The following is a 24645-nucleotide window of genomic DNA, read 5'->3' on the forward strand; positions in this document are numbered from 1 at the left end:
TCGGGGCGCCGCAGGCATAAACGGTCGCGTGAAGTTTTTGCTGTTTGCTTGGGCTTGGATGCCCAAAACAAACTTTCGCAAAAATAGCGACTCCCCGGACCCTACGGGTTCCCTCACTTCTCACGATTTCAGGCGTGAGCAGAAACTCGCTACGCTCAGACAGCTGCTCACTCAACCCTGAAATCGCTCCGATGCTCGGTGATGTAGAGGGGGAAAGGTCAAAACCGTGTTCTGTGATTGATAACGCTAGCGGCAAGTCCCTCTCAACCGCCATTGTTAGATGCTTATTCTACAGTGTGAAATTTAACTAACCTACCTTCCGAGTTTATTCGCACATGATAGTGATCTCCGTTGTAGGCGACGGCCATCTTGCCATCTTGCCATGGCGCGTGAAATCCGTAGTTTGACCTGACTCAAGATATTCTTTGATTTCCAGCTCGACTCGTTGAAGAACTTTTTCAATTAGTGACTTAAGATCGCTCGATTTATAAGGAAACGGTGTTTTTTCCCTAAGTCCGCCCACTTGGTAATCTTTTACATGGCGAAGTGCTATATGCACATACGAATCAATATCCCAATAAACTTGGAGCTTACCGTGTAATAGAACTGAAGGATAAAATCCCTTGGACGATTCTAGTACTGCTGCAATAGTACAATTATCTGAAGAATTATATTTATTCGAAATTCCTGCTTTAGATAACTCCTTCAAAACTTTATTAAACCTTTCTAGAATTAACGTACTTTTAACTTCAGAGTAACTATCCTTCTCCTCTTCTGTTAAAAGATTACGCCTCTCTCGTACTTTGAATAGGCTTATCCAAATACTTAAACTTGAAATTAAATATTCTTTTGAAAACCCAAATTCCTTAAGAATTCTTGAATCAATGTGTCGGTTATTTAAACCAAGAGTTATTCCAATTAGTTGTTCTTTTTCGAATCCACAAAGATTTACTCCGGAGTTATGTTATTTTACCAAATAACTCTGATTTATAATATCGACATCAATTCCACTGCAATCTGCTTCAATTTCAATGATGTCGGGTACCCGTTTGTCACCGGACTTATGAAACTCTGTAGTTCTTTTGTACGGTAAAAATGAAATACCCTCAATATCACCTATGCTTATTCCACCATATTTAAGATCACACCTTGTTTCTTCAGTGATTTCTCTGGCGCTGACCGCCATGGAGAGCGAAGTGAGGGCGGTTAGTCCTCGATAGTCGACGCCGTCTGCATATTCGTAGTTGAGAGCGCGAGCGAACGACGAAGAAGCTTGGATGCCCAAAACAAGCTTCCGCAAAAATAGCGACTCCCCACTTGGGCTTTCAATTCTTATTTTGTTTGTTGAATATTTTTGGCCTTCGAAGATTGCTGATTCGAGTAACTTAAGAGTCTTCTTATCATAATAGATGGTGCCCATTACGGTTTTACCGTAGATATTACAAGAATCACTTCCATCCTTAAAACTAAAGGATGTCATATGCTGGGGTTCTCCTACCAATTCATATAAGTCTTGATAGTGAAATATATCCCCGACAACTTCGATATGCGGGATACCAATAATTCTAAAGTCACTAATAGTGTAAGTATTTCTCATGAAAATAGGTGTCAGAGAGCTTTATTAACGAATATTAGCAACAATTGCTCTCTGACTCCGTTTGTTTTTGGTGCTGTGATCTGTTGTTTGTAGGGGGTGTTTGTTGTGCGTTTGCATCCTGCAACTCTTCTTCCTGTTGTGTGACGGCGTAAGCCTGATGGGGCTGATCGCTATGTTGGTGCTTTAGATCGTTTAGAAGAGATTAAACAAAACGGCTATCGAAGCCAAATAGGGTGGTTACGACCGTGCTGGTGTGGCTGATGGTGTGCTCAACAGGTTCGTTTTTGTTTCGGTCCGTTGAGTCTGGCTATCCGTGCTGACTCAACGGTATCTGGTGAAGGTGCGTGTTGATATTAAATCTTAAGCTGCCCCACTTATTCACCACTTATTCACCACTTATTATAAATCAACCAATGCTTTCTGCGTTCGACGGGATTTGTTTGTTAGGCATGCATTCAATGAATGTTGCTCTAACTCTTTTTGAGACGAGCATGTATGGAATCCAGATAGCGCCAGCAATAAGTGATTTTGTAAACTCCATTGTTGTTTCTTGATCGAACATTGGGAGGCTCGGAAATACTTTGGTTGCAAGCCAAGCGTCAAGAGGAATAAATACCAGAGATGCTGCGAATATTCCTATGTACAGTTTTGGAAAAAGATAGTGCTTTGAAAAAAACAAATATACCAAATAAATAGATGCGGCCACCATTATTGAGTTGAATGCGATTTCGCCCGTTAGTAATGAGCCGAAGTATGGGTTGTACGTTACAGAGTCTGCTGTGGTTAAGGCTTCCCAAGTCCCGTCTTCGAATATTGGTTTGTAAGTTGGGATAAGTACGGCTAGCAACCTGATGGGTCCTATTGCAACTCCGATTCCAACTAGGATAAGCTAGCCACCCAATCCTTTTAGTTCATTATCATCAGTCATTTTTAACTCCCTGTTGGTTTTTCTAACAATTTGTCGTGTGGATGGATCTATATTGCGGTATACCGCCAATGGCGCTTACCGTTGGTGTGTGATCTGATTGTTTTGTGGGAATGGGTGTGGTGTTTTTGCATCCTGCAATACTGCTTCCTGTGATGTGAGTGTGTGAGCTTCTATGGCTCACAGTCTTGTTGTTGTGTGTTGGTGATTAGGTGGAGAGTAAAACAAATCTAATAGCGATGCCAAATCGATCTGTTTTTATCTCCCGTCGATGAAAGTGAGTATCGCGAAATTACAGGATTAAGTGAGCAGCTGTTTGAGCGTAGCGAGTTTCTGCTCGCGCCTGTGATTTTGAGAAGGCCACTCTCGCACTTCCATGTGGTTCGGGCATTCGTGCATCCTGTACTTCGCGCAGAGTTCCGTGAAGCGGCAAATCGTTGGACGCATTTGATGTACATGGAAGTGCGAATGTCGCGGGCGCATGGATGCGCAGGAACGACCTCTTTGTGTACTTTCTCTTATGCGGTTAAGCGAATGTACCTCGCTGCGCAGGGCGAAACCATCAGTTACAAACTCGAATAAGCTCTAGTCTGGTGTGGTCTCAAATAAACAAACCTCCTAAATCTTAAACTGCCCCACCAGTCTCTGCATCTCATCGGCGAGCTGTGCCAGATTGTCACTGCTGATGGCGGTGGTGTTGGCGCGATCGACGGTCTGTTCTACCTCATGGCTGATGGCGCTGATGGTTCGGCTGACCTCTTCGGAGGTCTCGCTCTGTTGGGTGGCGGCGGAGGCGATGCGCTCATTCATCTCGCGAATGGTATCGACCATGGTGGTGATGCTCTGTAGTGCTTCACCCGCATGGGCGGCCTGATCGACGCTCTGCTGTACCTGTTCTCGTCCGTTCTCCATTACAGTCACTGCCTCCTTGGCGTTGACCTGCAGGCTTTCGATCATGCCGTTGATCTCCTCTGCCGAGGATTGGGTTCGGCTTGCCAAGGTTCTGACCTCGTCGGCGACCACGGCAAAACCACGCCCCTGTTCACCGGCACGGGCCGCCTCAATGGCGGCGTTGAGTGCCAGCAGGTTGGTCTGTTCGGCGATGCCCTTGATCACATCAAGCACCGCACCGATCTCCTCGCTGCGTTTGCCGAGGCGAGTGATGACCTCCGAGGCGGTTCCAATCTCGGTGGCCAGTCTGTCTATGGAGTTGATGGTCTCGCTGACGACCTGTTGTCCCTGGCGCGCCTCGTCGTCGGTGCGCTGGGTGGCGTCGGAGGCGTCGGCGGCGTGGCTGGCAATCTCACCGATGGTGGAGGTCATGATGCTGATTGAGTGGGCCACTTCCTCGGTATCGGACTTCTGACGGACCAACCCCTGATTGGTTTCGGCGGCGACCATCGACATCTCCTCCGCAGCCCCGGAGAGCGTACTGGTTGCGGTTGCAACGCCGCTGATGCCGGAGCGGAATTTCACCAGCAGGTTGTTGAAGGTGTCGGCGATTTCGCCTAACTCATCGCTATTCTGGTGGACGATCTGCTGGGTCAGGTCTGAGCTCTGTTCAACATCGACAATGGTTGCCTTAATGGCGTTGATCGCTCTGTGGATGCGCCGTGCGAGCAGCCAGGCAAGAAAGGCGGCGATCAGCAGTGCGCCGATGCTCAGCGGTGCAACGTTTACCAGAATGGCTTTCCATAGACCGCCGATGTGTGAGGCATCTTTAACCACCCAGATGGTGCCGCCACCCTCGTTGCCGGTATCGAGTAGCATATGCAGGCGCCAACTCTTAGGATCGAGATAGTAGCCGGAGGTGAACTGACTCTCGTCAGGACGTCGGTAGTTGCTCATCACGTCGCTGAGCTGTTGCTGTCCACGCTGGTACTGTTCTAGATCGCCCTTAAAACGATTGGCGAGTTTCTCGATGCGCCCGCGCTTCGGGTGGTCGGCTGCCATCTGTTTGAGTTTGTTACGGGCTGAGTCGACCTTCTTTACCAAACCCGCCTCATAGTTATCTGGGTAGGCGGTGCGTAGGATCGCACTCTGACCGCTGTCGTAGCTGATGCCAAACGCTTCGCCGTTCTGGTCGGTCTTGCCCTCTACAACAAACAGCATCAGCGACTCATCGGCCTGGTAGAGGCTCAGCGCCTCCTTGTCCTGAACGTTGGCGTAGTTGCCGCCACCGACGGAGGCCTTCATCAGATTAAGAATGGGCTGGAGCCCGACACGTGATAGCTCCAGTGAGTGTTCAACGGCGGTATCGTAGTCATTCTGGTAACGGGCAAAGCCGAGTACCAGGCTGGTCACCAGTAGAAGAACAATAGGTCCACCCGTCACTACCTGACGAATCGACAAAGAGGGGAAGGTTAGGTTGGCCATCAGTCGGGCCTCCTGCATGTACTTAATACAAAGGTGCAAGGTTCACGGTAGCCAGAGCGCCTGGCCACCATGAACGGCGATGCACTGGTTACTTGTTGCAGACGCCGGTAATGCAGGCCTCACCGTAGCCCGAGTGGCAACTGGTGCAGGTGGCGGGTGCCAGCGATGGGTGTGCACCGCTGATCTCCTGCTTATCCATAGTGTAGGCACCATACTGCGGTTCACCCAGTAGATGCTCGGTCACCAGTAATACTTTGATATCGATTAGCTCTAGTACAGCGGTAGGCGCATCGGCATAGGCACCCGCCTTCTGGCTGGGGTTAATGCGTACGTTGTAGGCGGTTCCCTTACCGTCACCGACCCAGTTATAGGTCTTCATTGTCTCCTGCACGATGGGTGGCAGGTCGGCAGGGATCGCGGTGTCTTTACCGAGAATTTGACCGCTGTGGTGAATTGGCCAGCTATCCCAGCCGTCGGGGAAGGCCGCATCGGAAGCGGCAAGGGCGCTGACGCTGACAAGCAGGGATGAGAGAAACAGGATCAGGGATTTGAGTGTTCCGTTCATACTAGTGACTCCGTGCATCATTTAAGGTTTGGATAGCTACTCGGTGGGCAAAACGACCGGCCCATATACTTCAGCTCCCTCTAAAGTAAAAACCCCTTCACTTATGGGGTATAGGGTCTGGGAGGACATTGATGCAGATCAATCAACAGTGAGAATTGTTTGCATTGGCAGCAAATGTCATGAGGTGGCTGGCTGGTAGGTAGTGATATCGAGTTTGTTTGATACGCAGTGACGTGGGGGGTGAGGGGCCCCGCCGCCTGATCGCGAGATTGAGGTGTATGTAAGAGCCGAGTTGTTTGACTACAAAAAGAGGTTAGGTGGGTTATTGGTTTATGGGCATCTCAACTAGCTCCGAAACCTCAAGTGAGCCATTCACCTCAAGAAAGGGACACCGTTTTGCGATCGACAGCGCGGATGCCATCGAGTCGGTTTGAATGATGGTAAAGCCTGACATCGTCGTTAAGCTTCCACGCGTAACCGAACCATCGGGTGCAACGACCGAGGTCTCCTTGAGTGGATTGGCGGGGCTGATTGCTGCCACGCCTAGCGAATTCAACCACTCCATATATTTTGCGAAGTGCTGCTTGCCCTCTTCTGGGGTGGCCGGCTGGTCGCCACCGAGGTAGGTGATCACGTATTGCGGCATGGTGTGTTCCTTGACGTTGGTGTGCTGTGTTTGTCTGTTGTTAGAGAGGAGTCTAGTTGGAAAACCCTGAGAGGCAATGAAGGGTTGATCGCTGCCGTTAGTCGCAGTCGTGATGACAAATGGCGGTTTTAAGAACCCAAAAGGTGGAGCAGCTTGAGCCCATCGGCAAATAGCACAAATGAAAATGCCACAAGTGCCAGGCCAAGTAGCTTCATCGTGTAGCCGTAGGTTCTATCATTCAAGAAGGTTTTTGATCTACCGACAATGAGTGCCAAACCAACTTTTGAGCCGATGAGAAGAAGGTAGAAACCGCCGATAAAGAGCAGTGGGGCGATCGTGTTGATGCTCATGGCTTTTGCGGTCGTCGGCGCGCCGACGCTGAACCAGAACAGATAGGGGTGTGGACTCAGTGCGTTAGCCAGAACACCTCTGGTTAATGATTTGGGCCTCTCTTCGGTCGGCCGGTTATTGTGCGCTTTGGCGCTGATGCTTTCGTATCCGATGTATAGAACATAGCAGCCACCCAGTAGTGAGATGGTGCCGAGAATGGTGTCGAAATCGGATAGCTGGGTAAAAACAAGAAGCGTGATGGCGATGATCGGAATGTCGGTAATGATCGGAGCAAGTGCCACGCGGATACCTGCGCCGACTCCGTGCTCAAGGGTTTCAGAGATCACCAGGGTCAAGAGGGGCCCCGGAGAGAATCCTGCGGTCACCCCGAACAAAATCCCTATAGCCAAGTAAGAGAGCATCTGTTTAGAGTGCCTAAAATCGAGTGTTTTTCACTGTGCTTGGTCGTCGGCTTGGCTGTTCAGGACAGGGTACATCTCTGCGTTGTCGCCTTGATCTGTTTAACGCTTATTCGAGTGCGGCTTCACTCTTCCCCGTCGGTCAGAGTGATCGGCCCTGTTACTAATGGAAGATCCGATACCAGACCATTCCCAGCAACTCATGCAGTCCCGCATTATTTTGTGTAAGCGTTCTGGCGTTAGGTAACCAGGCACGTAGCCCGCTCTGTGTAGGGCCGGGTGTTGAGTAGGCAGTGGGTGCCGGAATAACGATAAGACCCGTATCTTCGAACGCCTTCTGTGCGCGAGGCATGTGGCGCGCGTGGGTGACGAGCAGGATACGTTCAATGCCGCTGCCCGTTAATACCTCATGGGCGTAGCGGGCGTTGTCGAAGGTGTGTTGGCTGCGTCCATCGGTCCAGCGTACCGGAACGATATACTCCTGTTCGAGCGTGTGCTGCATCAGCGCTGCTTCGCTGGTGCCGGTTTTGAGTCCATCGCCACCGATCAGTGCGATGGGTAGTTTGGTGTTTCGATAAAGATAGGCGGCGTAGCGCACCCGTTCCAGACCACCGTCACCGGAGACATCGTTGCCGCCATACTCGGGTGCGTTCCAATAGCGACCGCCGCCGAGTACAACAATCGCCTGAGGACGTTTCTCTGCGATCAGCTCCGGCGTGACCGGAGGGGTGCGCTCTAGCATGTCGGACATCACCTCGGTGGTGAAGGGGATGCTGGCGAAGTAGAGCGTGACCACGGCGAAGGAGGTGGTGAGAATGGCGAGGCTGGTTTTTTTCGTCAGTAGAAAAATTGCACCGAGCATGATGAAAACGAGACTGCTGGCGGGTGGGTAGACCAGTAGTTCGAGGGTGCGGCTAAACAGAATGTCCATCTATATTTGGTTCCTTAGTCAGGTGCGGCAACTGGGTGCCGTCACGTTCTTTTTGTATCTGGTGTTATTTGTCGAGTAGTCCAGCGGCCTGCTGGTCGGCGTGATAGGAGGAGCGCACCATCGGTCCGCTGGCGACCTGTGAGAAGCCCATATCTTCACCAACTTCCCTGAGCTTGTCGAACTCTTCAGGGGTGACGAAACGATCAACCGGCAGGTGATCGAGACTCGGCTGAAGGTACTGGCCGAGGGTGAGCATGTCGCAACCGTGGGTTCGCAGCGCTTGCATCACCGCCTCGACCTCCTCAATCGTCTCGCCCAGACCGAGCATCAGTCCCGATTTGGTCGGCACATCGGGCTGTGCCGCCTTGTAGGCCTGGAGCAGGCGTAACGAACCTTCATAGTCGGCGCCAGGGCGTGACTGTCGGTAGAGCCGTGGGGCCGTCTCCATGTTGTGGTTGAAGACGTCGGGCGGTGTGGCGCTGAGGATCTCCAGTGCCACCTTTTCGCGTCCACGAAAGTCGGGAACCAGAATCTCGATCTTGGTCTCGGGGGTGGTGGCACGGATGGCCTTGATACAGTCGGCAAAGTGTTGGGCGCCGCCGTCACGCAGGTCGTCACGATCGACTGAGGTGATGACCACGTAGCGCAGTCCCATCGCCTTGATCGTTTCGGCAAGGTGTTGTGGTTCATCGCTGTCGGGCGCGAGTGGTTTGCCGTGTGCAACATCGCAGAAGGGACAGCGGCGTGTGCAGATGTCGCCGAGGATCATGAAGGTGGCAGTGCCGTGACCGAAGCATTCACCGAGGTTGGGGCAGGATGCCTCTTCACAGACGGTGTGCAGCTTCTGGCTGCGCAGCACCTTTTTCAGCCGCACCACCTCGGGGTGGTTGGGTGATTTGGCGCGAATCCAGTTCGGTTTACGCTGGGGGCGGGTGGTCGGCACCACCTTTACAGGGATGCGTGCCACCTTGGCAGCACCGCGTTCGCGCACGACGTTTTTATCTTCTTGATCGGACATCCGTTACACCTCAGTTCGGCCCGTAGTGTAGCCCAGCTCTCTGGTCAGGTGTGATAGCAGCCGCTCGGCGACCTGATCGACGCTGGCGGTGATGCCAAGATCGGCCATCTGGGTGACTGCCATGTCGGCATAACCGCAGGGGTTAATACGAGAGAAGGGCTCCAGCTCCATATCGACATTCAGGCTCAGGCCGTGATAACTGCAGCCGCGCTTTACCCTTAGACCGAGGGCGGCAATCTTCTGCTTAGCCACATAGACACCGGGGGCATCTTTGCGTGCCGCGGCCTCAACGTCGTAGTCGGCGAGTAGTGCAATGATCGACTGCTCCAGGTGGGTGACCAGCTCGCGCACGCCGATGCCGAGGCGACGCAGATCGAGCAGGGTGTAGATGACGATCTGGCCGGGGCCGTGGTAGGTGACCTGACCGCCACGGTCGACGTTGATCACAGGGATGTCGCCGGGGTTGAGCAGGTGTTCGTTTTTTCCGTTGAGACCAAGGGTAAAGATGGGAGGATGTTCGACCCGCCATAGCTCGTCGATGGTATCTGGCGTACGGGTGAAGGTGAACGACTCCATCTCGCGCCAGACAGGTTCATAGTCGCGCTGGCCGAGCCTGCGAAGGGTAACCGGCTGCATGGTCAGAGTGACATCAAGACCTGTTCGCAGTCGGTGAGGCTCTGGTAGATGTTATCGAGCTGTTGCTGACTGGTGGCACGAACGGTGACGGTGACTGAGAGGAAGCTGCCGCCTTTGCTGGGGCGGGTAGTGACCGCTCCCTCTCCGAGATCGGGCGCGTGTTTGCGCACCAGCTCGACCACCAGCGTCTCAAACTCCCCCTCATCACGTCCCATCGCCTTGATCGGGAAATCGCAGGGGAACTCAATCAGTGTCTCTCTCTCGTCACTCATGATTCTGCTTCAGTCTTTCTCTCTGGATAGATAAGTTTAACCGGTTTGCCGATGCCAAGCTGGAATCTGAGCAGGCGGGTGAAGTCGTTGTACTTCTTGACGATTCGTTTGCGCAGCTTGATCTGCTCTGGTGCACAGCTCGGGGTGAGGTCGGCCTCAATCCCATCGAGCTCCTTGATCCACTCGCTATTGCTCTCATAACCGAGTTCGATCAGCTCGTCACTCACCGGGCCATGCTGTGCAAGTTGTCCCTGCAGGCGCTCCTTGTGTGTGCGCCAGTTGCCGATCCGGGAGGTGGTGGTTTTACGTACTCCATTCATTGCGCGTAGCGATTTTTCCGAGGGATTGGCGTTTTTATAAAAGGCAGAAAAATCACACTGTTTATGCAAAAAGGGCATGTGTGCCATCAGCTGTTGTTGAATGGCGTCGGGATCGGACACCAGATCCTCATACTTCACCATGATGAAGCGTGAATGCCCGACCAATGAGCGGCTGGTCTGAAAGTGCTCATGCCACACACGCAGCGGGGTCCAGTAACGATCAGGGTGTTTTTTGTGTCGACTGACCACCACGTCACGCGGATCGCGTGCCATACAGATACACCACAGGTCAGGATCGATCTGCATCGCTCGCTTCATGTAGCGGACCTGATTGGGAGCCTTGGTGCAGAAGATATCTACTGGACGGTCGGGTTTGCTGAAGACGGTACTCTCGTGTTCGCAATAACCGTCAATATTGAAACAGCTGTTGATCAGTTCTGCGATCAGGGTGGTTCCGCTACGCGGTGAGAGCCCAACGATATGGATATGTTTGCTCATGTGTAGTGAAGGCTATTCGCAACCGTTGTGTGCTGCGAGATGGTCAGCCAGCTTTGCCTTCTTTGATAAGAACCTTGTAGGCGCTATAGAGCTCACGTAGACGTCGCCACACGGGGCCGGGCCGACCGTTGCCGACCGGAGTTTCGTCGAGCTGGGTGACCGGCATGATCTCTTTGGTGGAGCTGGTCAGCCAGACCTCATCGGCGTGGCGCAGCTGTGCCTCGTCGATCGCCTCTTCGCGACAGGGAACGTCATTGGCACGAGCCAGTTCCAGCACCAGGTCGCGGGTGATGCCAGGCAACAGCTGTGGCCCAGTGGGAGGCGTGATGATGGTATCGCCCTCAACGATAAAGAGGTTGCTCGCGGCCCCTTCGATGGCGTTGCCGTCTCTCAACAGGATGGCCTCAGAACCGCCAGCATCAATCGCCTGCTGGCGCAGCAGTACGTTGGGTAGCAGGGTGATCGCCTTGATGTTGCAGTGTTGCCAGCGAATATCGTCCAGGGTGACGGCGTTGAGTCCGTCGGCGTAGTAACTCTCATCGGGCTGGGTGATCGGTGTACAACTGGCAAACAGGGTCGGTTTGATCCCTTCGGGGAAGGCGTGGTCGCGCTTCTCAGCGGCCCCGCGGGTCACTTGTAGATAGACTGACTGGTCGCCGCCGCTGTTCTTCTCCAGTAGTGCCTGCAGTAGCTCCGACCACTCGCTGTGGCTGAGCGGGTTCTGCATGCGGATACCAGCCAGGCTCTGGTCGAGGCGGGTAAGGTGCTCTTCAAGTCGGAACAGTCGTCCACTGTAGGCGGGAATCACCTCATAGACGCCGTCGCCGAAGAGAAAGCCGCGGTCCATTACCGAGATGGTGGCGGTAGCAGCGGGTAGAAACTCGCCGTTGAGATAGATGGTGTCGTCACTCATGGCTGCGGTTACTCGAACATCATCTTCACATCGTCGATCAGCTGATCGAACATCGACCCCTCGGCCACATCGGCGAGTGCGATCAGCGGGCGATTGAGCAGCGGTTTGCCATCGAGGGTGACATTGACCTTGCCGTAGCCAGCGCCGCGTTTGGCCGGTGCGGTGATGGTGGCGTTGAGCGCCATATTCGCTTTCAGCTTCTTGTACTGACCGCGTGGGATGGTGACGTAGAGGTCGTTCTTTAGACCCAGTGGTAACTTCTCCGTCGCTCCCTTCCAGATGCGCGCCTGGGTAAGCGCCTTGCCACCGTCGTAAAGCTTGTGGCTCTCATAAAAGCGGAAGCCGTAGTTGAGCAGTGACTGGCTAATGGTGGCGCGGGCATTCTCGCTCTTGGCGCCAAGTACCACGGTGATCAGTCGCATGTCGCTGCGCTTGGCGGAGCTGACCAGGCAGTAACCTGCCGATTCGGTGTGGCCGGTCTTGATGCCGTCGACCGATTCGTCGCGCCACAGCAGCTTGTTGCGATTGTGCTGGGTGATGTTATTGAAGGTGAACTTCTTCTCTGCATGCCACTTGTAGTGTTCAGGAAACTCGCTGATCAGCGCACGGGCGATGGTGGCGATATCGTGGGCCGTGGTGTAGTGGTCGGGGTGGGGCAGGCCGGTGCTGTTCATAAAGTTGGTGCCGGTCAGGCCGAGGCGCTGGGCATGGCTGTTCATCAGTTGGGCAAAGGTCGCTTCAGTGCCGGCGACATGTTCGGCCAGGGCGATACTGGCGTCGTTACCCGACTGGATGATCATCCCCTTCAGCAGTAGCTCGACCGGGATGCGTTTGCCCACCTCGATGAACATGCGTGAACCCTCGGCGCGCCACGCCTTCTCGCTGACCGTCACCTCATCGTCGAGTTTGATCGCACCCGATTTCAGCTCATGCAGTAGCACGTAGGAGGTCATCATCTTGGTAATGCTGGCGGGTTCAATCTGTTGGTCTGCATTGAGCGCGCCAAGCTCCTGACCGCTGTCGAAGTCGACTATGACATAGCTTTTGGCAGCTACATCGGGCGGTGAGGGGACGATCGAGGCGGCCTGTGCGGTCGGTAGTGCAAACAGAATGAGGGTGAGCAGTCGGGTGAGTAAGGGCATCTTATAGGGCTCTTGGATTATGTTATTTCAATGAATCGTCTCTCAACAGAGAGGTCGCCAGGGCGTAAAGGTTCATTTTAACGTGACGGCGAGGGGAAAAGTAGCCGCATAGAACAGGGCTATTGGGTCAGCGCCTAATCGATCACGACGCGTGGCGGATCGATGCCGTGGCGGCTGAGTTGCTGGGTGATCCGGTCGGCGCTCTCGACACTGGCGAGTGGCCCGATACGGACCCGGTAGAAGGTATCGAGCAGACTGGAAACCTCGCTGACCTTGATCGCCTTGATGGCGGCCTCAGTGGCAACGCGCTGGCGTAACCGTTCGGCGTTCTGTCGGTCGCGGAAGGCACCGAGCTGCAGGTAGATCGAGGCATCGGGGTCGATGCCGACCGGTCGTATCGCCTGGTGCAGCCTGGGAGTGCCGGGGTTGATAGCCCGCACCTCGACCAGTCCAGTCCCCTTGGCGAGAATGCCGAGCTTTTTCGCCGCCGCGTAGGAGAGGTCGATCAGGCGGTTGTCGTGGAAGGGACCACGATCGTTGATGCGCACCACCACGCTACGGCCATTGTGCAGATTGGTAACCTCGGCATAGGTCGGCAGTGGCAGGCTCTTGTGCGCGGCGCTCATGCCGAGCATATCGTAGCGCTCACGGGTGGAGGTGAGCTTGCCGTGGAACTTGGTGCCGTACCAGGAGGCGATGCCGCGCTCGCGATATCCCTTACTCTCCTGTTTGACGTGGTAACGGCGGCCGTTGACCTCGTAGCTGGCGGGATTACCGTAGCGGGCGCGCGGCTCGTAACGTGGAGTGGCGTTGGGTACGTGGGAGACGTCGGGTGAGTTGCTCGGTGCACCATCACTGACCCGATAGCCACTGCCGAAGCAGCCGCTGAGTAGAAGCAGGAGGAGTATGAGGCCGAGCCGCTTCATCGCCTAGTGCATGCCCTCGGCGCGCAGTGCCGCAATCTCCTGGCTCAGCTGGTAGACGGCCATGGCGTAGAGGGGGCTGTGGTTGTAGCGGGTGATGACATAGAAATTGTGCAGGCCGATCCAGTGCTCATCACCGTGGCGTCCTTCAAGTTCCATCAGGGTGGCGAGCTGCTCCTGATTAAGCGGCTGCTTGTGTTCAACGCCGTAACTGACAATACGTTGCAGTGAGAGTTTTGGTTTCAGGCCCTTGCCAACCAGACTTTTATAATCCTTGCTGCTGACGCTCACCGGGGTGGTGACCGGCTCGCCCTTTTTCCAGCCGTGGCGTTTGAAGTAGGCGGCGACGCTGCCAATAATATCGGCATTGCTCTCCCACAGGTCGCGTTTGCCATCGCCATCGAAGTCGATGGCGTAGTGGCGAAAGCTGCTGGGGATGAACTGCGGGTGACCCATCGCGCCGGCGTAGGAGCCCTTCTTTGAGAGCGGGTCGAAGCCCTCCTCGCGGGCCATAATCAGGTACTGCGCCAGCTCCTTGCGGAAGAATTTGGCCCGCTTCGGGTAGTCGAAGGCGATGGTGGCCAGTGCATCGGGTACGCGATAGCTGCCGGCATGGCGGCCGTAGCGGGTTTCGACCCCGATGATGGCGGTGATGATCTCAGGTGGCACGCCAAACTCCGCCTCGGCACGCTCGAGCAGCTTTCTGTTCTGATTCCAGTAGTCGACACCCCCCTGGATGCGCGAATCCTGAATGAAGATCTTGCGGTAGTCGCGCCACGGCTTCGCCTCGGCGGGACGGGTGATCGCCTTGATGATTGACTCTTTCAGCTCGATCTGAGCGAAAAGGTTGACCAGCTCGTTGCTCTTGAAGTCGTGTTTGGTGACCATCTCGTCGATGAACTGTTTCACCGCGGTGCGTTTGAGCAGGCTTTGCTGGGCAGCGTGGCTCGGCAGGGCGAGCGAGAGTAGGAGGGTAAACAGGCTAATAATGGGTAGGTATCGCATACGTCTCTCGTAGGGTTGAGTCGCTATTTTGGTAGCAGCTTTCGGTGTGTATGGACTGACATCAGGATACCGAAAGCGGCCATCAGGGTCACCATTGAGGTGCCGCCGTAGCTGATCAGTGGCAACGGCAGTCCCACCACCGGCAGCAGACCGGTGACCATGCCGGTATTGACGACCACATAGATAAAGAAGGTGAGGCCGAGGCTGCCGGCCAGCAGCCGGGTGAAGGTGTCCTGTGCCTGGGTGGCAATGTGCATCGTGCGTAGCAGGATCAGCATGTAGAGCACCAGCAGGAGGATTACGCCCACTAGACCGAACTCCTCGCTGAGTACCGCAAAGATGAAGTCGGTGGAGCGCTCCGGCAGGAAGTCGAGCTGTGACTGGGTGCCGTTGAGCCAACCCTTGCCGTAGATTCCGCCCGATCCGATGGCGATCTTCGACTGAATGATGTGGTAGCCGCTGCCGAGTGGGTCCTGCTCGGGATTGAGAAAGGTGAGTACCCGCTGGCGCTGGTAGGCGTGCATGCCATAGAACCAGAGCGCCATTGAGGCGGGGATCATCAGCACGATTGCGCCAAACATCAGTCGCCATGGAAGACCGGCGAGAAACAGCACAAAGAAGCCGGAGCAGGCGATCAGCAGTGAGGTGCCGAGATCGGGCTGTTTGGCGATCAGCAGGGTTGGGATCAATACGATCAGTGCCGCGATGGTGATGCGTCGAAAGTCGGGGGGGAGCGGCCGTTCACCCAGATACCAGGCGACCATCATCGGCACGGTAATCTTGAGGATCTCCGAGGGCTGGAACTTGAATAGACCGAGATCGAGCCAGCGTTGTGCGCCTTTGCCGGTATAGCCGAATGCCAGTACCGCAATCAGCAACAAAATTCCGAAAGTGAACAGCCAGGGGGTCCAGATACGCAGTAGCTGTGGCGGAATCTGGGCGAACAGGTAGAGCACGATAAAGGCGACGCTGAGGCGGGTCACCTGGCGCACTATGAGATCTCCATTACTACCGCTGGCACTGTAGAGCACCACCATGCCGAGCCCGGCCAATAGCATTAACAGCAGTAGTAGCGGTACATCGATATGCAGGTGGTGGAAGAGCCTGCGCAGGAAGTCTTCACCGCCGGGGCGATTATGTTCGTTGTTGAAGATCAATTGTCACTCTCCAGCAGGTAGCGATCCATCACCGCACGAGCGATGGGTGCGGCAACCGCACCGCCACTACCGCCATTCTCAACGATTACTGCGATGGCAATCTGCGGATCTTCGACCGGGGCGTAGGAGACAAACAGTGCGTGGTCGCGCAGTTTCTTGGCGATCTTCTCCTCCTCGTACTCCTCCTCCTGCTTGATGCCGAAGACCTGCGCGGTGCCGGTCTTACCGGCGATCTGGTACTGGGCATCGGTGCCGATGCGCCGCGCGGTGCCGCGTACCCCGTGCACCACGTTGCTCATCGACTCGACGATGAGGTCCCAGTTGTCGTGTTTTTTGATCGGAATCGGCTTGAGTTTGGTGTGTGGCATGATCTCCTGTCCGTCATCACTATCGAGTCGAGTGACCAGATGGGGCTTGAGGCGCTTGCCGCCCATCGCCAACCAGGCGGTGGCGGTGGAGAGCTGCAGCGGTGTGGCGGTATTAAAGCCCTGGCCGATACCGACGATCAGTGTCTCACCCGGATACCAGGGCTGATTACGGGTGGCACGTTTCCACTGGCGTGAAGGGAGCAGGCCACGCGCCTCACCCGGCAGGTCGATACCGGTACGGCTGCCGAGACCGAAGTGACCGAGAAACTCATGCAGGCGATCGATGCCGAGGGTGTTGGCCAGATCGTAGAAGTAGACGTCGCACGACTGCACGATCGAGTCCTCCAGATCGACCGCACCATGACCGCGTTTTTTCCAGTCGCGATATTTGTGCTCGTGATCGGGCAGCTGGTAGTAACCGGGACAGAAGGTCTTCTGCCTCGGATTAGCAATGCCGTACTCCAGCCCGGCGAGTCCAACCAGCGGCTTGATGGTAGAGCCGGGCGGGTACTGGCCACGGATGGCACGGTTAAAGAGTGGTTGCGCGGCGTCATCGCTCAACAGGCGATAATCTGCGGTGCTGATGCCGTTAACAAACAGGTTGGGATCGAAGTCGGGACGACTGACCATCGCCAGCACCTCGCCGTTGCGAGGGTCGATGGCGACCAGTGCACCCTGTTCATCACCGAAGGCGACCTCAGCGGTGCGCTGCAGTCGGGTGTCGATCGAGAGGTGGATGTCCTTGCCCGGTACTGGTGGTGAGCTGGAGAGGGTGCGTAGGGTGCGTCCCTGTGCGTTGACCTCAACCTGGCGCACGCCGACGCCACCGTGCAGCTGATCTTCGTAACTCTTCTCGATGCCGATCTTGCCGATATGCGAGGTGCCGCTGTAGTCGCTGGGATCGATGCTGCGTAGCTCGCGTTCATTGATGCGTCCTACATAACCGACGATGTGAGCGGTCTGTGCGCCGAGCGGATAGTGGCGGTTGAGGTGGGCGACGATCGCCACCCCGGGCAGGCTGTGCAGTTCAACCGAGAGGCGAGATAGCTCCTCTTCATTGAGACGAAAACGTAGCGGTATCCCCTCGAAGCGGCGGCGGTTGTTGTAGAGCGAGCGGAAACGCTTGATATCGTTCTCGCTGAGGGTGATCAGCTGCTGTAGTTTAGCCAGTGTGGCATCGATATCTTCAATCTGCTCGCGGGTGATCTCGAGTCGAAATGAGGGCTGGTTCTCCGCCAGTACCACGCCGTTGCGGTCGTAGATCAGGCCGCGTGTCGGCGGGATTGCGGTGATGCGTACGCGGTTACCTTCAGAGAGGGTGGTGTAGTGGGGGTAGTCGTAGATCTGCAGGTTAACCATCTGACCGACCAGTACTGCCAGCAGCAGCACCATCACTACCAGTGCAACGACCACACGGTCGACAAACATGCGGTTTTCGCGCAGATGATCCTTGAGTGTGTTTCTACGAACCATGGGACTACGGCTTCTCTTTCGCTGTCACGGGCTGATCAGCTAACTCTGAAGTGACGGCGCAGGCCACGCAGGGCGACAAACAGCAGCGGCCAGAGCAGCATGCCGATCAGCGAGGGGAGCCAGTAGTACCAGTCGCTGCCAGGGTTGCCGAGTACACCGTTGATCCACAGCATGACCAGCTGGTTGAGCGCTAGCAGCGGTAAAAGACTGAGTGCCTGCTGCCAGAGCGGGAAGACACGGACGCGCCGGTGCAGTTTGAGCATCAGATAGATGATGATCGCCAGACCAAAGCCGTGCAGTCCCAGCAGTGAACCCTTGAGTACATCGAGGGTGAGACCCATGAACCAGGCGATACCGACACCGACGCGGTGTGGCAGTGCCATGCTCCAGTAGATGAGGATCAACAACACCCACTCGGGACGACTCCCCTCGGCCCAGCTAGGGATCGGGATGATTGTCAGCACCAGTGCCGAGAGCAGCGTCAGCAGAATGATCCAGCCGCCATGACGTTTGTTAGTCGTCATGAGGACTCTTCATCGTCAAAGGCGGTGATCGCCGGCCAGACCAGCAGAAGTTCACGACTGCTGTTGATCTGCGCCGCCGGCTCTGCGGTGATATCGGCAAAGGGTTGGCCCGGATCGAGACGGACCTCGGTAACGCGCGCCACCGGATAGCCGGCCGGGAAGCGACCGCCGAGTCCGGAGGTGACCAGCAGGTCGCCGACACGAATGTCGGCGTTGTTGGGCAGATGTTGCAGCTCGAGACGACCGACGATGCCGGTGCCCATAATCAGTGAGCGCAGCCCGTTTCGGTTGATCTGCACCGGCAGGGCGTGGCTCGGGTCGGTAATCAGAATCGCATTGGCGCTAAAGGGAGAGACGTGGATCACCTGCCCCATCACCCCCTCGGCATCGAGGATCGGCTGACCAACGTGCACGTTGTGCATGCTGCCCTTGTTAAGGGTGACCTGATGTTTGTAGGGATCGAGATCGACACCGAGCAGCTCGGCAATCAATACATTGTCACCGATCTCACGTGCCGAGTTGAGTAGCTTGCGCAGGCGCCGGTTCTCGCTCTCCAGTGCCGCCAGCTTTTGTAGTTTGGCCGCCTGCAGTAGTTGTTTATCACGTAGCTCACTGTTCTCGACCAGTAGCATGGCGCGGTTGGATAGTGCGTCACTGACCCAGCGACCGGCTGAGACAGGCAGCTCGATTACGTACTGGATGGGTAGTAACAGCGTGGCAACGCCGGCGCGCGCAGACTCGAGGTAGCTGAGACGGTGGTCGACCGTCATCAGTACTACCGAGCTGAGGAGCAGAATTGCCAGACGAAGGGTGAGAAAAGGACCCTGTGTGAATATTGTTTTAATTGAGCTTCCCTACGAGATCACCGCTCGATTAATCGATCGAGAAGATGTCACCACCGTGCTCGTCGATCATCTCAATGGCGCGACCACCGCCGCGAGCAACGCAGGTGAGCGGGTCTTCGGCGACGATCACCGGTAGACCGGTCTCCTCAATCAGTAGGCGGTCGAGGTCACGCAGCAGCGCACCACCACCGGTCAACACGATGCCGCGCTCGGCGACATCGGCACCCAGCTCGGGCGGGGTCTGTTCGAGTGCGGTCTTGACCGCGCCGACGATACCGGAGAGAGGCTCCTGCAGTGCCTCGAGAATCTCGTTGGAGTTGAGGGTGAAGCTGCGTGGAATACCCTCGGCAAGGTTGCGACCCTTCACCTCCATCTCCTTTACATCGGTGCCAGGGAAGGCCGCACCGATCTCCTGCTTGATGCGCTCGGCGGTCGACTCACCGATCAGGGTGCCGTAGTTACGGCGTACGTAGTTGACGATCGCCTCGTCGAAGCGGTCACCACCGATACGTACCGAGGCGGAGTAGACGATGCCGTTGAGTGAGATAACGGCGACCTCGGAGGTACCGCCACCGATGTCGAGTACCATCGAACCGCGCGCCTCATCGACTGGCATGCCGGCACCAATGGCGGCTGCCATCGGCTCTTCGATCAGATAGACCTCACGAGCACCAGCACCCATACAGGATTCACGAATCGCGCGACGCTCGACCTGAGTGGAGCCACAGGGTACGCAGACCAGAACGCGCGGGCTAGGACGCAGAAAACGGGATTCATGCACCTTGTTGATGAAGTGCTGCAGCATCTTCTCGGTGATGGTGAAGTCGGCGATCACGCCGTCCTTCATCGGGCGGATCGCGTCGATGTTGCCAGGGGTGCGTCCCAGCATCAGTTTCGCCTCGGCTCCGACGGCAGCGATGCTCTTGGGGCCGCCGGGTCCGCGATCCTGGCGGATGGCAACCACAGAGGGTTCGTTAAGAATGATGCCCTGGCCGCGGACGTAGATCAGCGTATTGGCTGTTCCAAGGTCGATAGAGAGATCGTTGGAGAAGAGGCCGCGTAGACTTTTTAGCATGGTGCCTTGTTATCCTATTAGATGGTATCTGGTGAGTGCAAAAGCGGTAATCTAGCAATTCGGGGGGGCTTTGGGCAAGGATATAAGTATGGTAACTTCCCCCGCTGTTACAGCTATCACGGTTTGGAGCTCCTATGTCCCTCGATGCGTCGGAAGTGAAAAAGATCGCCCATTTGGCCCGTCTCGCCATTAGCGAGGAGGATGTGCCCGAATATGCGCGGAATCTTTCCGATATTCTCAACCTGGTTGAGCAGATGAATGCGGTCGATACCAGCGGTGTGACCCCGATGGCCCATCCGCTCGATATGAATCAGCGGCTGCGCCCCGATGCGGTCTCCGAAGAGAACCAGCGTGAACACCTGCAGGCACACGCCCCGGCCACCGAGGCGGGTCTGTTTCTGGTCCCCAAGGTTATTGAGTGAGTCGATACCGTTACGGTTGATCCGAACCGGCACCGGTCCGTACCCCACATCCCAGATCAAACTAGGTCGAAATCTCTATGTATAACAAGACGATTGCCGAGCTCTCGGCGGCCCTCAAGGGCGGCGAGTTCTCCAGCGAAGAGCTCACGCGCAGCTACCTCGAACGTATTGAGCGGCTCGATGGTGAGCTCAACAGCTTTATCACTGTCACCGCCGAGCAGGCGCTGGCGCAGGCGCGCGAGGCCGATGTCCGCATTAAGGCAGGTGAGGCGGGTCCACTGACCGGTATCCCGCTGGCGCAGAAGGATATTTTCTGTACCGATGGGGTGAAGACCTCTTGCGGTTCGAAGATGCTTGACCCCTTTATCGCCCCCTACAACGCTACCGTGATCGAGCGTTTCAACGCCGCCGGCGCGGTGATGGTCGGTAAGACCAATATGGATGAGTTCGCGATGGGCTCTTCGAATGAGACCAGCTTCTACGGTGCGGTGCAAAATCCCTGGGATCGCAAACGTGTACCGGGCGGCTCCTCGGGTGGTTCGGCAGCGGCAGTGGCGGCGCGTCTGGTGCCGGGTGCCACGGGCACCGATACCGGTGGCTCGATCCGTCAGCCCGCAGCGCTGACCGGTATTACTGGCCTGAAGCCGACCTACGGACGTGTCTCGCGCTACGGCATGATCGCCTTCGCCTCGAGTCTCGATCAGGCCGGGCCGATGGCGCAGACTGCGGAGGATTGCGCGCTGATGCTCAATACGATGGCCGGTTTCGATCGTCGCGACTCGACCAGCGTTGAGCGTGATGTGCCCGACTACAGCGCCAACCTCAATGACGATATTAAGGGGCTGAAGATCGGTCTGCCGAAGGAGTATTTCGGTGAGGGGCTTGATCCCGAAGTAGCCAAGGCGGTTGAGTCAGCCATCGAACAGTACAAGGCGCTGGGTGCCGAGGTGGTGGATATATCACTGCCCAATACCCATCTCGCTGTGCCGACCTACTATGTGGTCGCCCCCGCTGAGTGCTCCTCCAACCTCTCGCGTATGGACGGGGTGCGTTTCGGTTACCGCTGTGAGGATCCGAAGGATCTCGAAGATCTCTACAAACGTTCTCGTGGAGAGGGCTTCGGTGCCGAGGTGAAGCGCCGCATCATGGTTGGCGCCTACGCCCTCTCGGCCGGCTATTACGACGCCTACTATCTGAAGGCGCAGCAGCTGCGTCAGCTGATCTCCGATGACTTCAAGCAGGCCTTTGAACAGGTCGATGTGATCATGGGCCCGACCGCACCGACCACCGCCTTTAACATTGGCGAGAAGGCGGACGATCCGGTCTCGATGTACCTCTCCGATATCTACACCATTGCGGTTAACCTCGCCGGTCTGCCCGGTATGTCGCTACCTGCCGGTCTGGCCAATGGTCTGCCGGTCGGGCTGCAGGTAATTGGAAACTACTTCGATGAGTCGCGACTGCTGAATGTAGCGCACCGCTTCCAGCAGGCGACCGAGTGGCATAAACAGGCTCCGGAGGGGATCGAATAATGGAATGGGAAGTTGTCATTGGGTTGGAGATCCACACCCAGCTCGCTACCAAGAGCAAAATCTTCTCGGGCGCCTCGACCACCTACGGTGCCGAGCCCAACACCCAGGCTTGTGCGGTCGACCTCGGTCTGCCCGGCGTGCTGCCGGTGCTCAACGAAGAGGTAGTACGCATGGCCGCCAAGTTTGGCCTGGCGATTGAGGCCGATGTGGCGCGTCGTTCGATCTTTGCTCGCAAGAACTACTTCTACCCCGACCTGCCCAAGGGGTATCAGATCAGTCAGCTGGAGCTGCCGATCGTCGGTGTCGGTCATATCGATATCGAACTGGAGGATGGTTCTACCAAGCGTATCGGTGTCACACGCGCCCACCTTGAAGAGGATGCGGGCAAGTCGTTGCATGAGGATTTTCACGGTCTGACCGGTATCGATCTCAATCGTGCCGGCACACCGCTGCTGGAGATCGTCTCCGAGCCTGACCTGCGTTCCGGTAAAGAGGCGGTCGCCTATGTGAAGAAGATTCATTCACTAGTGCGTTATATCGAGATCAGTGACGGTAACATGCAGGAGGGCTCTTTCCGCTGCGATGTGAATGTCTCAGTCCGCCCAATGGGACAGGAGGAGTTCGGTACCCGCGCCGAGATCAAGAACCTCAACTCATTCCGCTTTATCGAGCGCGCCATCGAACACGAGGTAGAGCGTCAGATCGATATCATCGAGGATGGCGGTAAGGTGGTGCAGGAGACACGCCTCTACGATCCCGACAAGGGTGAGACCCGTTCAATGCGCTCCAAGGAGGAGGCGAACGACTATCGTTATTTCCCCGATCCCGATCTGCTACCGGTCACGATTGATGATGACTATCTGGAAGTGGTGCGCGCCACCCTGCCGGAGCTACCCGATGAGAAGCGTGATCGTTTCATCGAGCAGTATGGGCTCTCTGGTTACGACGCAGGTGTGCTCACGGCCAGCCGCGAGATGGGCGACTTCTACGAACAGGTGGTCGCAGGCGCCGGTGGCGAGGCGAAACTTTGTGCCAACTGGGTGATGGGCGAGCTCTCCGGTGCGCTCAATAAAGATAGTAAGGAACTCAGCGAGAGTCCGGTTACGGCCGAGCTGCTGGCCGGCATGATCAAACGTATCTCCGACAACACTATCTCCGGCAAGATCGCCAAGGATGTCTTCGAGGCGATGTGGAATGGTGAAGGCGATGCCGATGCAGTGATCGATGCGAAGGGGCTGAAGCAGATTACCGACAGCGGCGCGATCGAGGCGATTATCGACGAGGTGCTGGCCAACAACGCCGAACAGGTCGAGAACTATCGTCAGGCCGAGGATAAAAAGAAGGGCAAGATGATCGGCTTCTTTGTTGGCCAGATCATGAAGGCCTCACAGGGCAAGGCCAATCCCGGTCAGGTCAATCAGCTGCTGAAGTCGAAACTCGACAGCTAATTTCCCTCTCATTTTGTGGCGGGTCGTCCGGCCCGCCACGCTACTACCTGAACTATTCGCATGAAAGATATCCTGCAACGATTCCTGTTTGAAAACGCACCGATTCGCGGTGAGCTGGTCCATCTTGATGAGACCTGGAAGGCGGTGCTTGCACGCCACGAATATCCCGCGCCGGTTCGCAGTCTGCTCGGCGAGATGATGGCGGCCAGTGCGCTGCTCTCGGCAACCCTGAAATACGACGGTTCGATTACCCTGCAGGTACAGGGTGATGGGCCGATCTCGCTTATAGTCGTCGAGGCGACCAGCGATAAGACGCTACGAGGCATGGCGCAGTGGCAGGGTGAGGTGGCCGAGGGTGATCTACAGGGTCGTGTCGGTAGTGGTCGACTGATTATCACCATCGATCCCGGTGCTGGCAGTGAACGCTATCAGGGTGTGGTCGAGCTGCAGGGTGCATCACTGGCCGATGCACTTGATGACTATCTAGAACGTTCCGAGCAGCTGCCGACTCGCATGTGGCTGGCGGCCGATGGTGAGCAGGCGGCGGGCATGTTGTTGCAACGCCTTCCGGAGCGCGAGAGTGAGGATAAGGATGCCTGGGATCGTGTCTGTCATCTCGGTGCGACATTGAGTAGTGAGGAGCTGTTAACGCTACCCGCCGAGCAGATTATCCATCGCCTCTTTCATGAGGAGGATCTACGTCTGTTCGATAAGGAGGGGGTTAGCTTCTCCTGCGCCTGCTCACGTGATCGCGTGGCGAAGATGTTGCGTACCCTGGGGAGCGAGGAAGTTCACTCAATCCTCGAGGAGGAGCCAGGGATTACGGTTGATTGTGAGTTCTGTCGTCAGCGCTACAGCTTCGATAGTGTCGATGTTGAGCAGATTTTTGCCGCCAGCGAGGCTTCACCCGAGGTGTCGACAACACGCCATTAGGCGCTGTCTCGGTTCATCTACGGAGTGTGATGTTGCTGCAGACTGTTTGCCCGCCCCGGTTGGGGCGGTGCAGTTAATGGTCGTTATTTTCTATTGATGACCGCGCGAATATCGCTGAGTTGTTGTTCGGCCTCTTCGAGACGATCACACAGCTCGGCCATCAGGGTGGGGCCGTTTGCGTAGGCACGTGCAAAGCCGATCTTGAAGCCCAGATTTGCAATCGACTTTGCCATCTCCTCGAGCTCTTGATCTTCAATCGCTGACCGCCATGGATAGCGAAGCGAAGGCGGTTAGTCCGCGATAGTCGACGCCGTCTGTATATTCGTAGTTGAGAGCGTGAGCGAACGACGTA

At 56.1% G+C, this 24645-nt stretch carries 26 protein-coding genes; 4 read left to right on the forward strand and 22 right to left on the reverse strand.

Translation table 11 applies throughout. The features are described from left to right. Positions 1 to 325: 325 nt before the first annotated feature. The 21 genes from BOW52_RS09610 to BOW52_RS09710 all read right to left on the reverse strand — a co-directional run bounded on the left by BOW52_RS09610 (position 326) and on the right by BOW52_RS09710 (position 19958). On the reverse strand, positions 326 to 709 hold the full coding sequence (locus BOW52_RS09610) for a hypothetical protein (RefSeq protein WP_135622237.1): 384 nt from the start codon (positions 707 to 709) through the stop codon (positions 326 to 328). 255 nt (positions 710 to 964) lie between these two features. Beyond that, positions 965 to 1597, reverse strand: coding sequence for a hypothetical protein (locus BOW52_RS09615; RefSeq protein ID WP_078483867.1), 633 nt, complete (start codon positions 1595 to 1597; stop codon positions 965 to 967). Between the two features lie 406 nt (positions 1598 to 2003). After that, positions 2004 to 2483: a DUF2569 domain-containing protein gene (locus BOW52_RS09620; RefSeq protein ID WP_236725695.1), complete on the reverse strand. Its 480-nt coding sequence runs from the start codon at positions 2481 to 2483 to the stop codon at positions 2004 to 2006. Positions 2484 to 3140: 657 nt separating this feature from the next. Next, the gene (locus tag BOW52_RS09625) at positions 3141 to 4898 is read right to left on the reverse strand and encodes a methyl-accepting chemotaxis protein (RefSeq protein WP_172840285.1); all 1758 of its coding nucleotides are present in this window, start codon (positions 4896 to 4898) and stop codon (positions 3141 to 3143) included. Between the two features lie 88 nt (positions 4899 to 4986). Next, on the reverse strand, positions 4987 to 5463 hold the full coding sequence (locus BOW52_RS09630; protein WP_135622239.1) for a hypothetical protein: 477 nt from the start codon (positions 5461 to 5463) through the stop codon (positions 4987 to 4989). Between the two features lie 322 nt (positions 5464 to 5785). After that, positions 5786 to 6109 (reverse strand): YciI family protein, encoded by a 324-nt coding sequence (locus BOW52_RS09635; protein ID WP_078483870.1) that lies wholly within the window; start codon positions 6107 to 6109, stop codon positions 5786 to 5788. Positions 6110 to 6237: 128 nt separating this feature from the next. Beyond that, on the reverse strand, positions 6238 to 6861 hold the full coding sequence (locus tag BOW52_RS09640; protein WP_078483871.1) for a LysE family translocator: 624 nt from the start codon (positions 6859 to 6861) through the stop codon (positions 6238 to 6240). A gap of 160 nt (positions 6862 to 7021) precedes the next feature. Next, positions 7022 to 7789 (reverse strand): YdcF family protein, encoded by a 768-nt coding sequence (locus BOW52_RS09645; RefSeq protein WP_078483872.1) that lies wholly within the window; start codon positions 7787 to 7789, stop codon positions 7022 to 7024. Positions 7790 to 7853: 64 nt separating this feature from the next. Next, a complete protein-coding gene (gene lipA / locus BOW52_RS09650) occupies positions 7854 to 8807 on the reverse strand; it encodes a lipoyl synthase (RefSeq protein WP_078483873.1) in 954 nt (317 codons plus the stop codon). Positions 8808 to 8810: 3 nt separating this feature from the next. Then, a complete protein-coding gene (gene lipB / locus BOW52_RS09655; RefSeq protein ID WP_078483874.1) occupies positions 8811 to 9443 on the reverse strand; it encodes a lipoyl(octanoyl) transferase LipB in 633 nt (210 codons plus the stop codon). Positions 9444 to 9445: 2 nt separating this feature from the next. Continuing rightward, positions 9446 to 9715: a YbeD family protein gene (locus tag BOW52_RS09660; RefSeq protein ID WP_078483875.1), complete on the reverse strand. Its 270-nt coding sequence runs from the start codon at positions 9713 to 9715 to the stop codon at positions 9446 to 9448. Further along, a complete protein-coding gene (locus tag BOW52_RS09665) occupies positions 9712 to 10533 on the reverse strand; it encodes a sulfotransferase family protein (RefSeq protein WP_078483876.1) in 822 nt (273 codons plus the stop codon). Before BOW52_RS09665 ends, BOW52_RS09660 begins: the two co-directional genes overlap by 4 nt. 43 nt (positions 10534 to 10576) lie before the next feature. Further along, on the reverse strand, positions 10577 to 11446 hold the full coding sequence (locus tag BOW52_RS09670) for a D-amino acid aminotransferase (RefSeq protein WP_078483877.1): 870 nt from the start codon (positions 11444 to 11446) through the stop codon (positions 10577 to 10579). 8 nt (positions 11447 to 11454) lie between these two features. Next, positions 11455 to 12588, reverse strand: a complete 1134-nt coding sequence (locus tag BOW52_RS09675; protein ID WP_078483878.1) for a D-alanyl-D-alanine carboxypeptidase family protein — start codon at positions 12586 to 12588, stop codon at positions 11455 to 11457. Positions 12589 to 12722: 134 nt separating this feature from the next. Next, positions 12723 to 13514 (reverse strand): septal ring lytic transglycosylase RlpA family protein, encoded by a 792-nt coding sequence (locus tag BOW52_RS09680; RefSeq protein WP_078483879.1) that lies wholly within the window; start codon positions 13512 to 13514, stop codon positions 12723 to 12725. A 3-nt stretch (positions 13515 to 13517) separates the two neighbouring features. Continuing rightward, on the reverse strand, positions 13518 to 14516 hold the full coding sequence (gene mltB / locus BOW52_RS09685; RefSeq protein WP_078483880.1) for a lytic murein transglycosylase B: 999 nt from the start codon (positions 14514 to 14516) through the stop codon (positions 13518 to 13520). A gap of 23 nt (positions 14517 to 14539) precedes the next feature. Continuing rightward, positions 14540 to 15628 carry a rod shape-determining protein RodA gene (gene rodA / locus BOW52_RS09690; RefSeq protein ID WP_078483889.1) on the reverse strand — a complete coding sequence of 363 codons (1089 nt, stop codon included), beginning with the start codon at positions 15626 to 15628 and terminating at the stop codon, positions 14540 to 14542. A 41-nt stretch (positions 15629 to 15669) separates the two neighbouring features. Further along, the gene (gene mrdA, locus BOW52_RS09695) at positions 15670 to 17514 is read right to left on the reverse strand and encodes a penicillin-binding protein 2 (protein WP_078483881.1); all 1845 of its coding nucleotides are present in this window, start codon (positions 17512 to 17514) and stop codon (positions 15670 to 15672) included. A gap of 35 nt (positions 17515 to 17549) precedes the next feature. Continuing rightward, a complete protein-coding gene (gene mreD, locus BOW52_RS09700) occupies positions 17550 to 18038 on the reverse strand; it encodes a rod shape-determining protein MreD (RefSeq protein WP_078483882.1) in 489 nt (162 codons plus the stop codon). Next, complete coding sequence (gene mreC, locus BOW52_RS09705) at positions 18035 to 18883, reverse strand: rod shape-determining protein MreC (protein ID WP_078483883.1); 849 nt, start codon at positions 18881 to 18883, stop codon at positions 18035 to 18037. The genes mreD and mreC overlap by 4 nt, the downstream gene beginning before the upstream one ends. 28 nt (positions 18884 to 18911) lie before the next feature. Beyond that, positions 18912 to 19958 carry a rod shape-determining protein gene (locus BOW52_RS09710; protein WP_078483884.1) on the reverse strand — a complete coding sequence of 349 codons (1047 nt, stop codon included), beginning with the start codon at positions 19956 to 19958 and terminating at the stop codon, positions 18912 to 18914. 134 nt (positions 19959 to 20092) lie between these two features. Here BOW52_RS09710 and gatC point away from each other — a divergent pair, with 134 nt between their 5' ends. From gatC to hslO, 4 genes are all read left to right on the forward strand, one after another. Next, positions 20093 to 20380: an Asp-tRNA(Asn)/Glu-tRNA(Gln) amidotransferase subunit GatC gene (gatC, locus tag BOW52_RS09715; RefSeq protein WP_078483885.1), complete on the forward strand. Its 288-nt coding sequence runs from the start codon at positions 20093 to 20095 to the stop codon at positions 20378 to 20380. A gap of 77 nt (positions 20381 to 20457) precedes the next feature. Next, complete coding sequence (gene gatA / locus BOW52_RS09720; RefSeq protein ID WP_078483886.1) at positions 20458 to 21912, forward strand: Asp-tRNA(Asn)/Glu-tRNA(Gln) amidotransferase subunit GatA; 1455 nt, start codon at positions 20458 to 20460, stop codon at positions 21910 to 21912. Continuing rightward, positions 21912 to 23360: an Asp-tRNA(Asn)/Glu-tRNA(Gln) amidotransferase subunit GatB gene (gatB, locus tag BOW52_RS09725; protein ID WP_078483887.1), complete on the forward strand. Its 1449-nt coding sequence runs from the start codon at positions 21912 to 21914 to the stop codon at positions 23358 to 23360. The genes gatA and gatB overlap by 1 nt, the downstream gene beginning before the upstream one ends. 60 nt (positions 23361 to 23420) lie before the next feature. Then, positions 23421 to 24293 (forward strand): Hsp33 family molecular chaperone HslO, encoded by an 873-nt coding sequence (gene hslO, locus BOW52_RS09730; RefSeq protein ID WP_078483888.1) that lies wholly within the window; start codon positions 23421 to 23423, stop codon positions 24291 to 24293. Positions 24294 to 24376: 83 nt separating this feature from the next. On the opposite strand, the gene BOW52_RS17025 is transcribed toward hslO, so the two are convergent. Next, positions 24377 to 24526 (reverse strand): hypothetical protein, encoded by a 150-nt coding sequence (locus tag BOW52_RS17025; RefSeq protein WP_172840286.1) that lies wholly within the window; start codon positions 24524 to 24526, stop codon positions 24377 to 24379. Between the last annotated feature and the right edge of the window lie 119 nt (positions 24527 to 24645).

Origin of the sequence: Solemya pervernicosa gill symbiont (assembly GCF_002020875.1) — a bacterium.
Lineage (GTDB): Bacteria > Pseudomonadota > Gammaproteobacteria.

What these genes read in the sequence shown, in the direction of transcription:
- gatC (WP_078483885.1), top strand. Translation starts at nt 20,093, where the DNA reads ATGTCCCTCGATGCGTCGGAAGTGAAAAAGATCGCCCATTTGGCCCGT.
- hslO (WP_078483888.1), top strand. Translation starts at nt 23,421, where the DNA reads ATGAAAGATATCCTGCAACGATTCCTGTTTGAAAACGCACCGATTCGC.
- BOW52_RS09630 (WP_135622239.1), bottom strand. Translation starts at nt 5,463, where the DNA reads ATGAACGGAACACTCAAATCCCTGATCCTGTTTCTCTCATCCCTGCTT.
- BOW52_RS09660 (WP_078483875.1), bottom strand. Translation starts at nt 9,715, where the DNA reads ATGAGTGACGAGAGAGAGACACTGATTGAGTTCCCCTGCGATTTCCCG.
- BOW52_RS09680 (WP_078483879.1), bottom strand. Translation starts at nt 13,514, where the DNA reads ATGAAGCGGCTCGGCCTCATACTCCTCCTGCTTCTACTCAGCGGCTGC.
- BOW52_RS17025 (WP_172840286.1), bottom strand. Translation starts at nt 24,526, where the DNA reads ATGGCAAAGTCGATTGCAAATCTGGGCTTCAAGATCGGCTTTGCACGT.
- lipB (WP_078483874.1), bottom strand. Translation starts at nt 9,443, where the DNA reads ATGCAGCCGGTTACCCTTCGCAGGCTCGGCCAGCGCGACTATGAACCT.
- gatB (WP_078483887.1), top strand. Translation starts at nt 21,912, where the DNA reads ATGGAATGGGAAGTTGTCATTGGGTTGGAGATCCACACCCAGCTCGCT.
- gatA (WP_078483886.1), top strand. Translation starts at nt 20,458, where the DNA reads ATGTATAACAAGACGATTGCCGAGCTCTCGGCGGCCCTCAAGGGCGGC.
- BOW52_RS09670 (WP_078483877.1), bottom strand. Translation starts at nt 11,446, where the DNA reads ATGAGTGACGACACCATCTATCTCAACGGCGAGTTTCTACCCGCTGCT.
- BOW52_RS09615 (WP_078483867.1), bottom strand. Translation starts at nt 1,597, where the DNA reads ATGAGAAATACTTACACTATTAGTGACTTTAGAATTATTGGTATCCCG.
- BOW52_RS09635 (WP_078483870.1), bottom strand. Translation starts at nt 6,109, where the DNA reads ATGCCGCAATACGTGATCACCTACCTCGGTGGCGACCAGCCGGCCACC.
- lipA (WP_078483873.1), bottom strand. Translation starts at nt 8,807, where the DNA reads ATGTCCGATCAAGAAGATAAAAACGTCGTGCGCGAACGCGGTGCTGCC.
- mrdA (WP_078483881.1), bottom strand. Translation starts at nt 17,514, where the DNA reads ATGGTTCGTAGAAACACACTCAAGGATCATCTGCGCGAAAACCGCATG.
- BOW52_RS09665 (WP_078483876.1), bottom strand. Translation starts at nt 10,533, where the DNA reads ATGAGCAAACATATCCATATCGTTGGGCTCTCACCGCGTAGCGGAACC.
- mltB (WP_078483880.1), bottom strand. Translation starts at nt 14,516, where the DNA reads ATGCGATACCTACCCATTATTAGCCTGTTTACCCTCCTACTCTCGCTC.
- BOW52_RS09710 (WP_078483884.1), bottom strand. Translation starts at nt 19,958, where the DNA reads ATGCTAAAAAGTCTACGCGGCCTCTTCTCCAACGATCTCTCTATCGAC.
- BOW52_RS09645 (WP_078483872.1), bottom strand. Translation starts at nt 7,789, where the DNA reads ATGGACATTCTGTTTAGCCGCACCCTCGAACTACTGGTCTACCCACCC.
- BOW52_RS09625 (WP_172840285.1), bottom strand. Translation starts at nt 4,898, where the DNA reads ATGGCCAACCTAACCTTCCCCTCTTTGTCGATTCGTCAGGTAGTGACG.
- BOW52_RS09640 (WP_078483871.1), bottom strand. Translation starts at nt 6,861, where the DNA reads ATGCTCTCTTACTTGGCTATAGGGATTTTGTTCGGGGTGACCGCAGGA.
- mreD (WP_078483882.1), bottom strand. Translation starts at nt 18,038, where the DNA reads ATGACGACTAACAAACGTCATGGCGGCTGGATCATTCTGCTGACGCTG.
- BOW52_RS09675 (WP_078483878.1), bottom strand. Translation starts at nt 12,588, where the DNA reads ATGCCCTTACTCACCCGACTGCTCACCCTCATTCTGTTTGCACTACCG.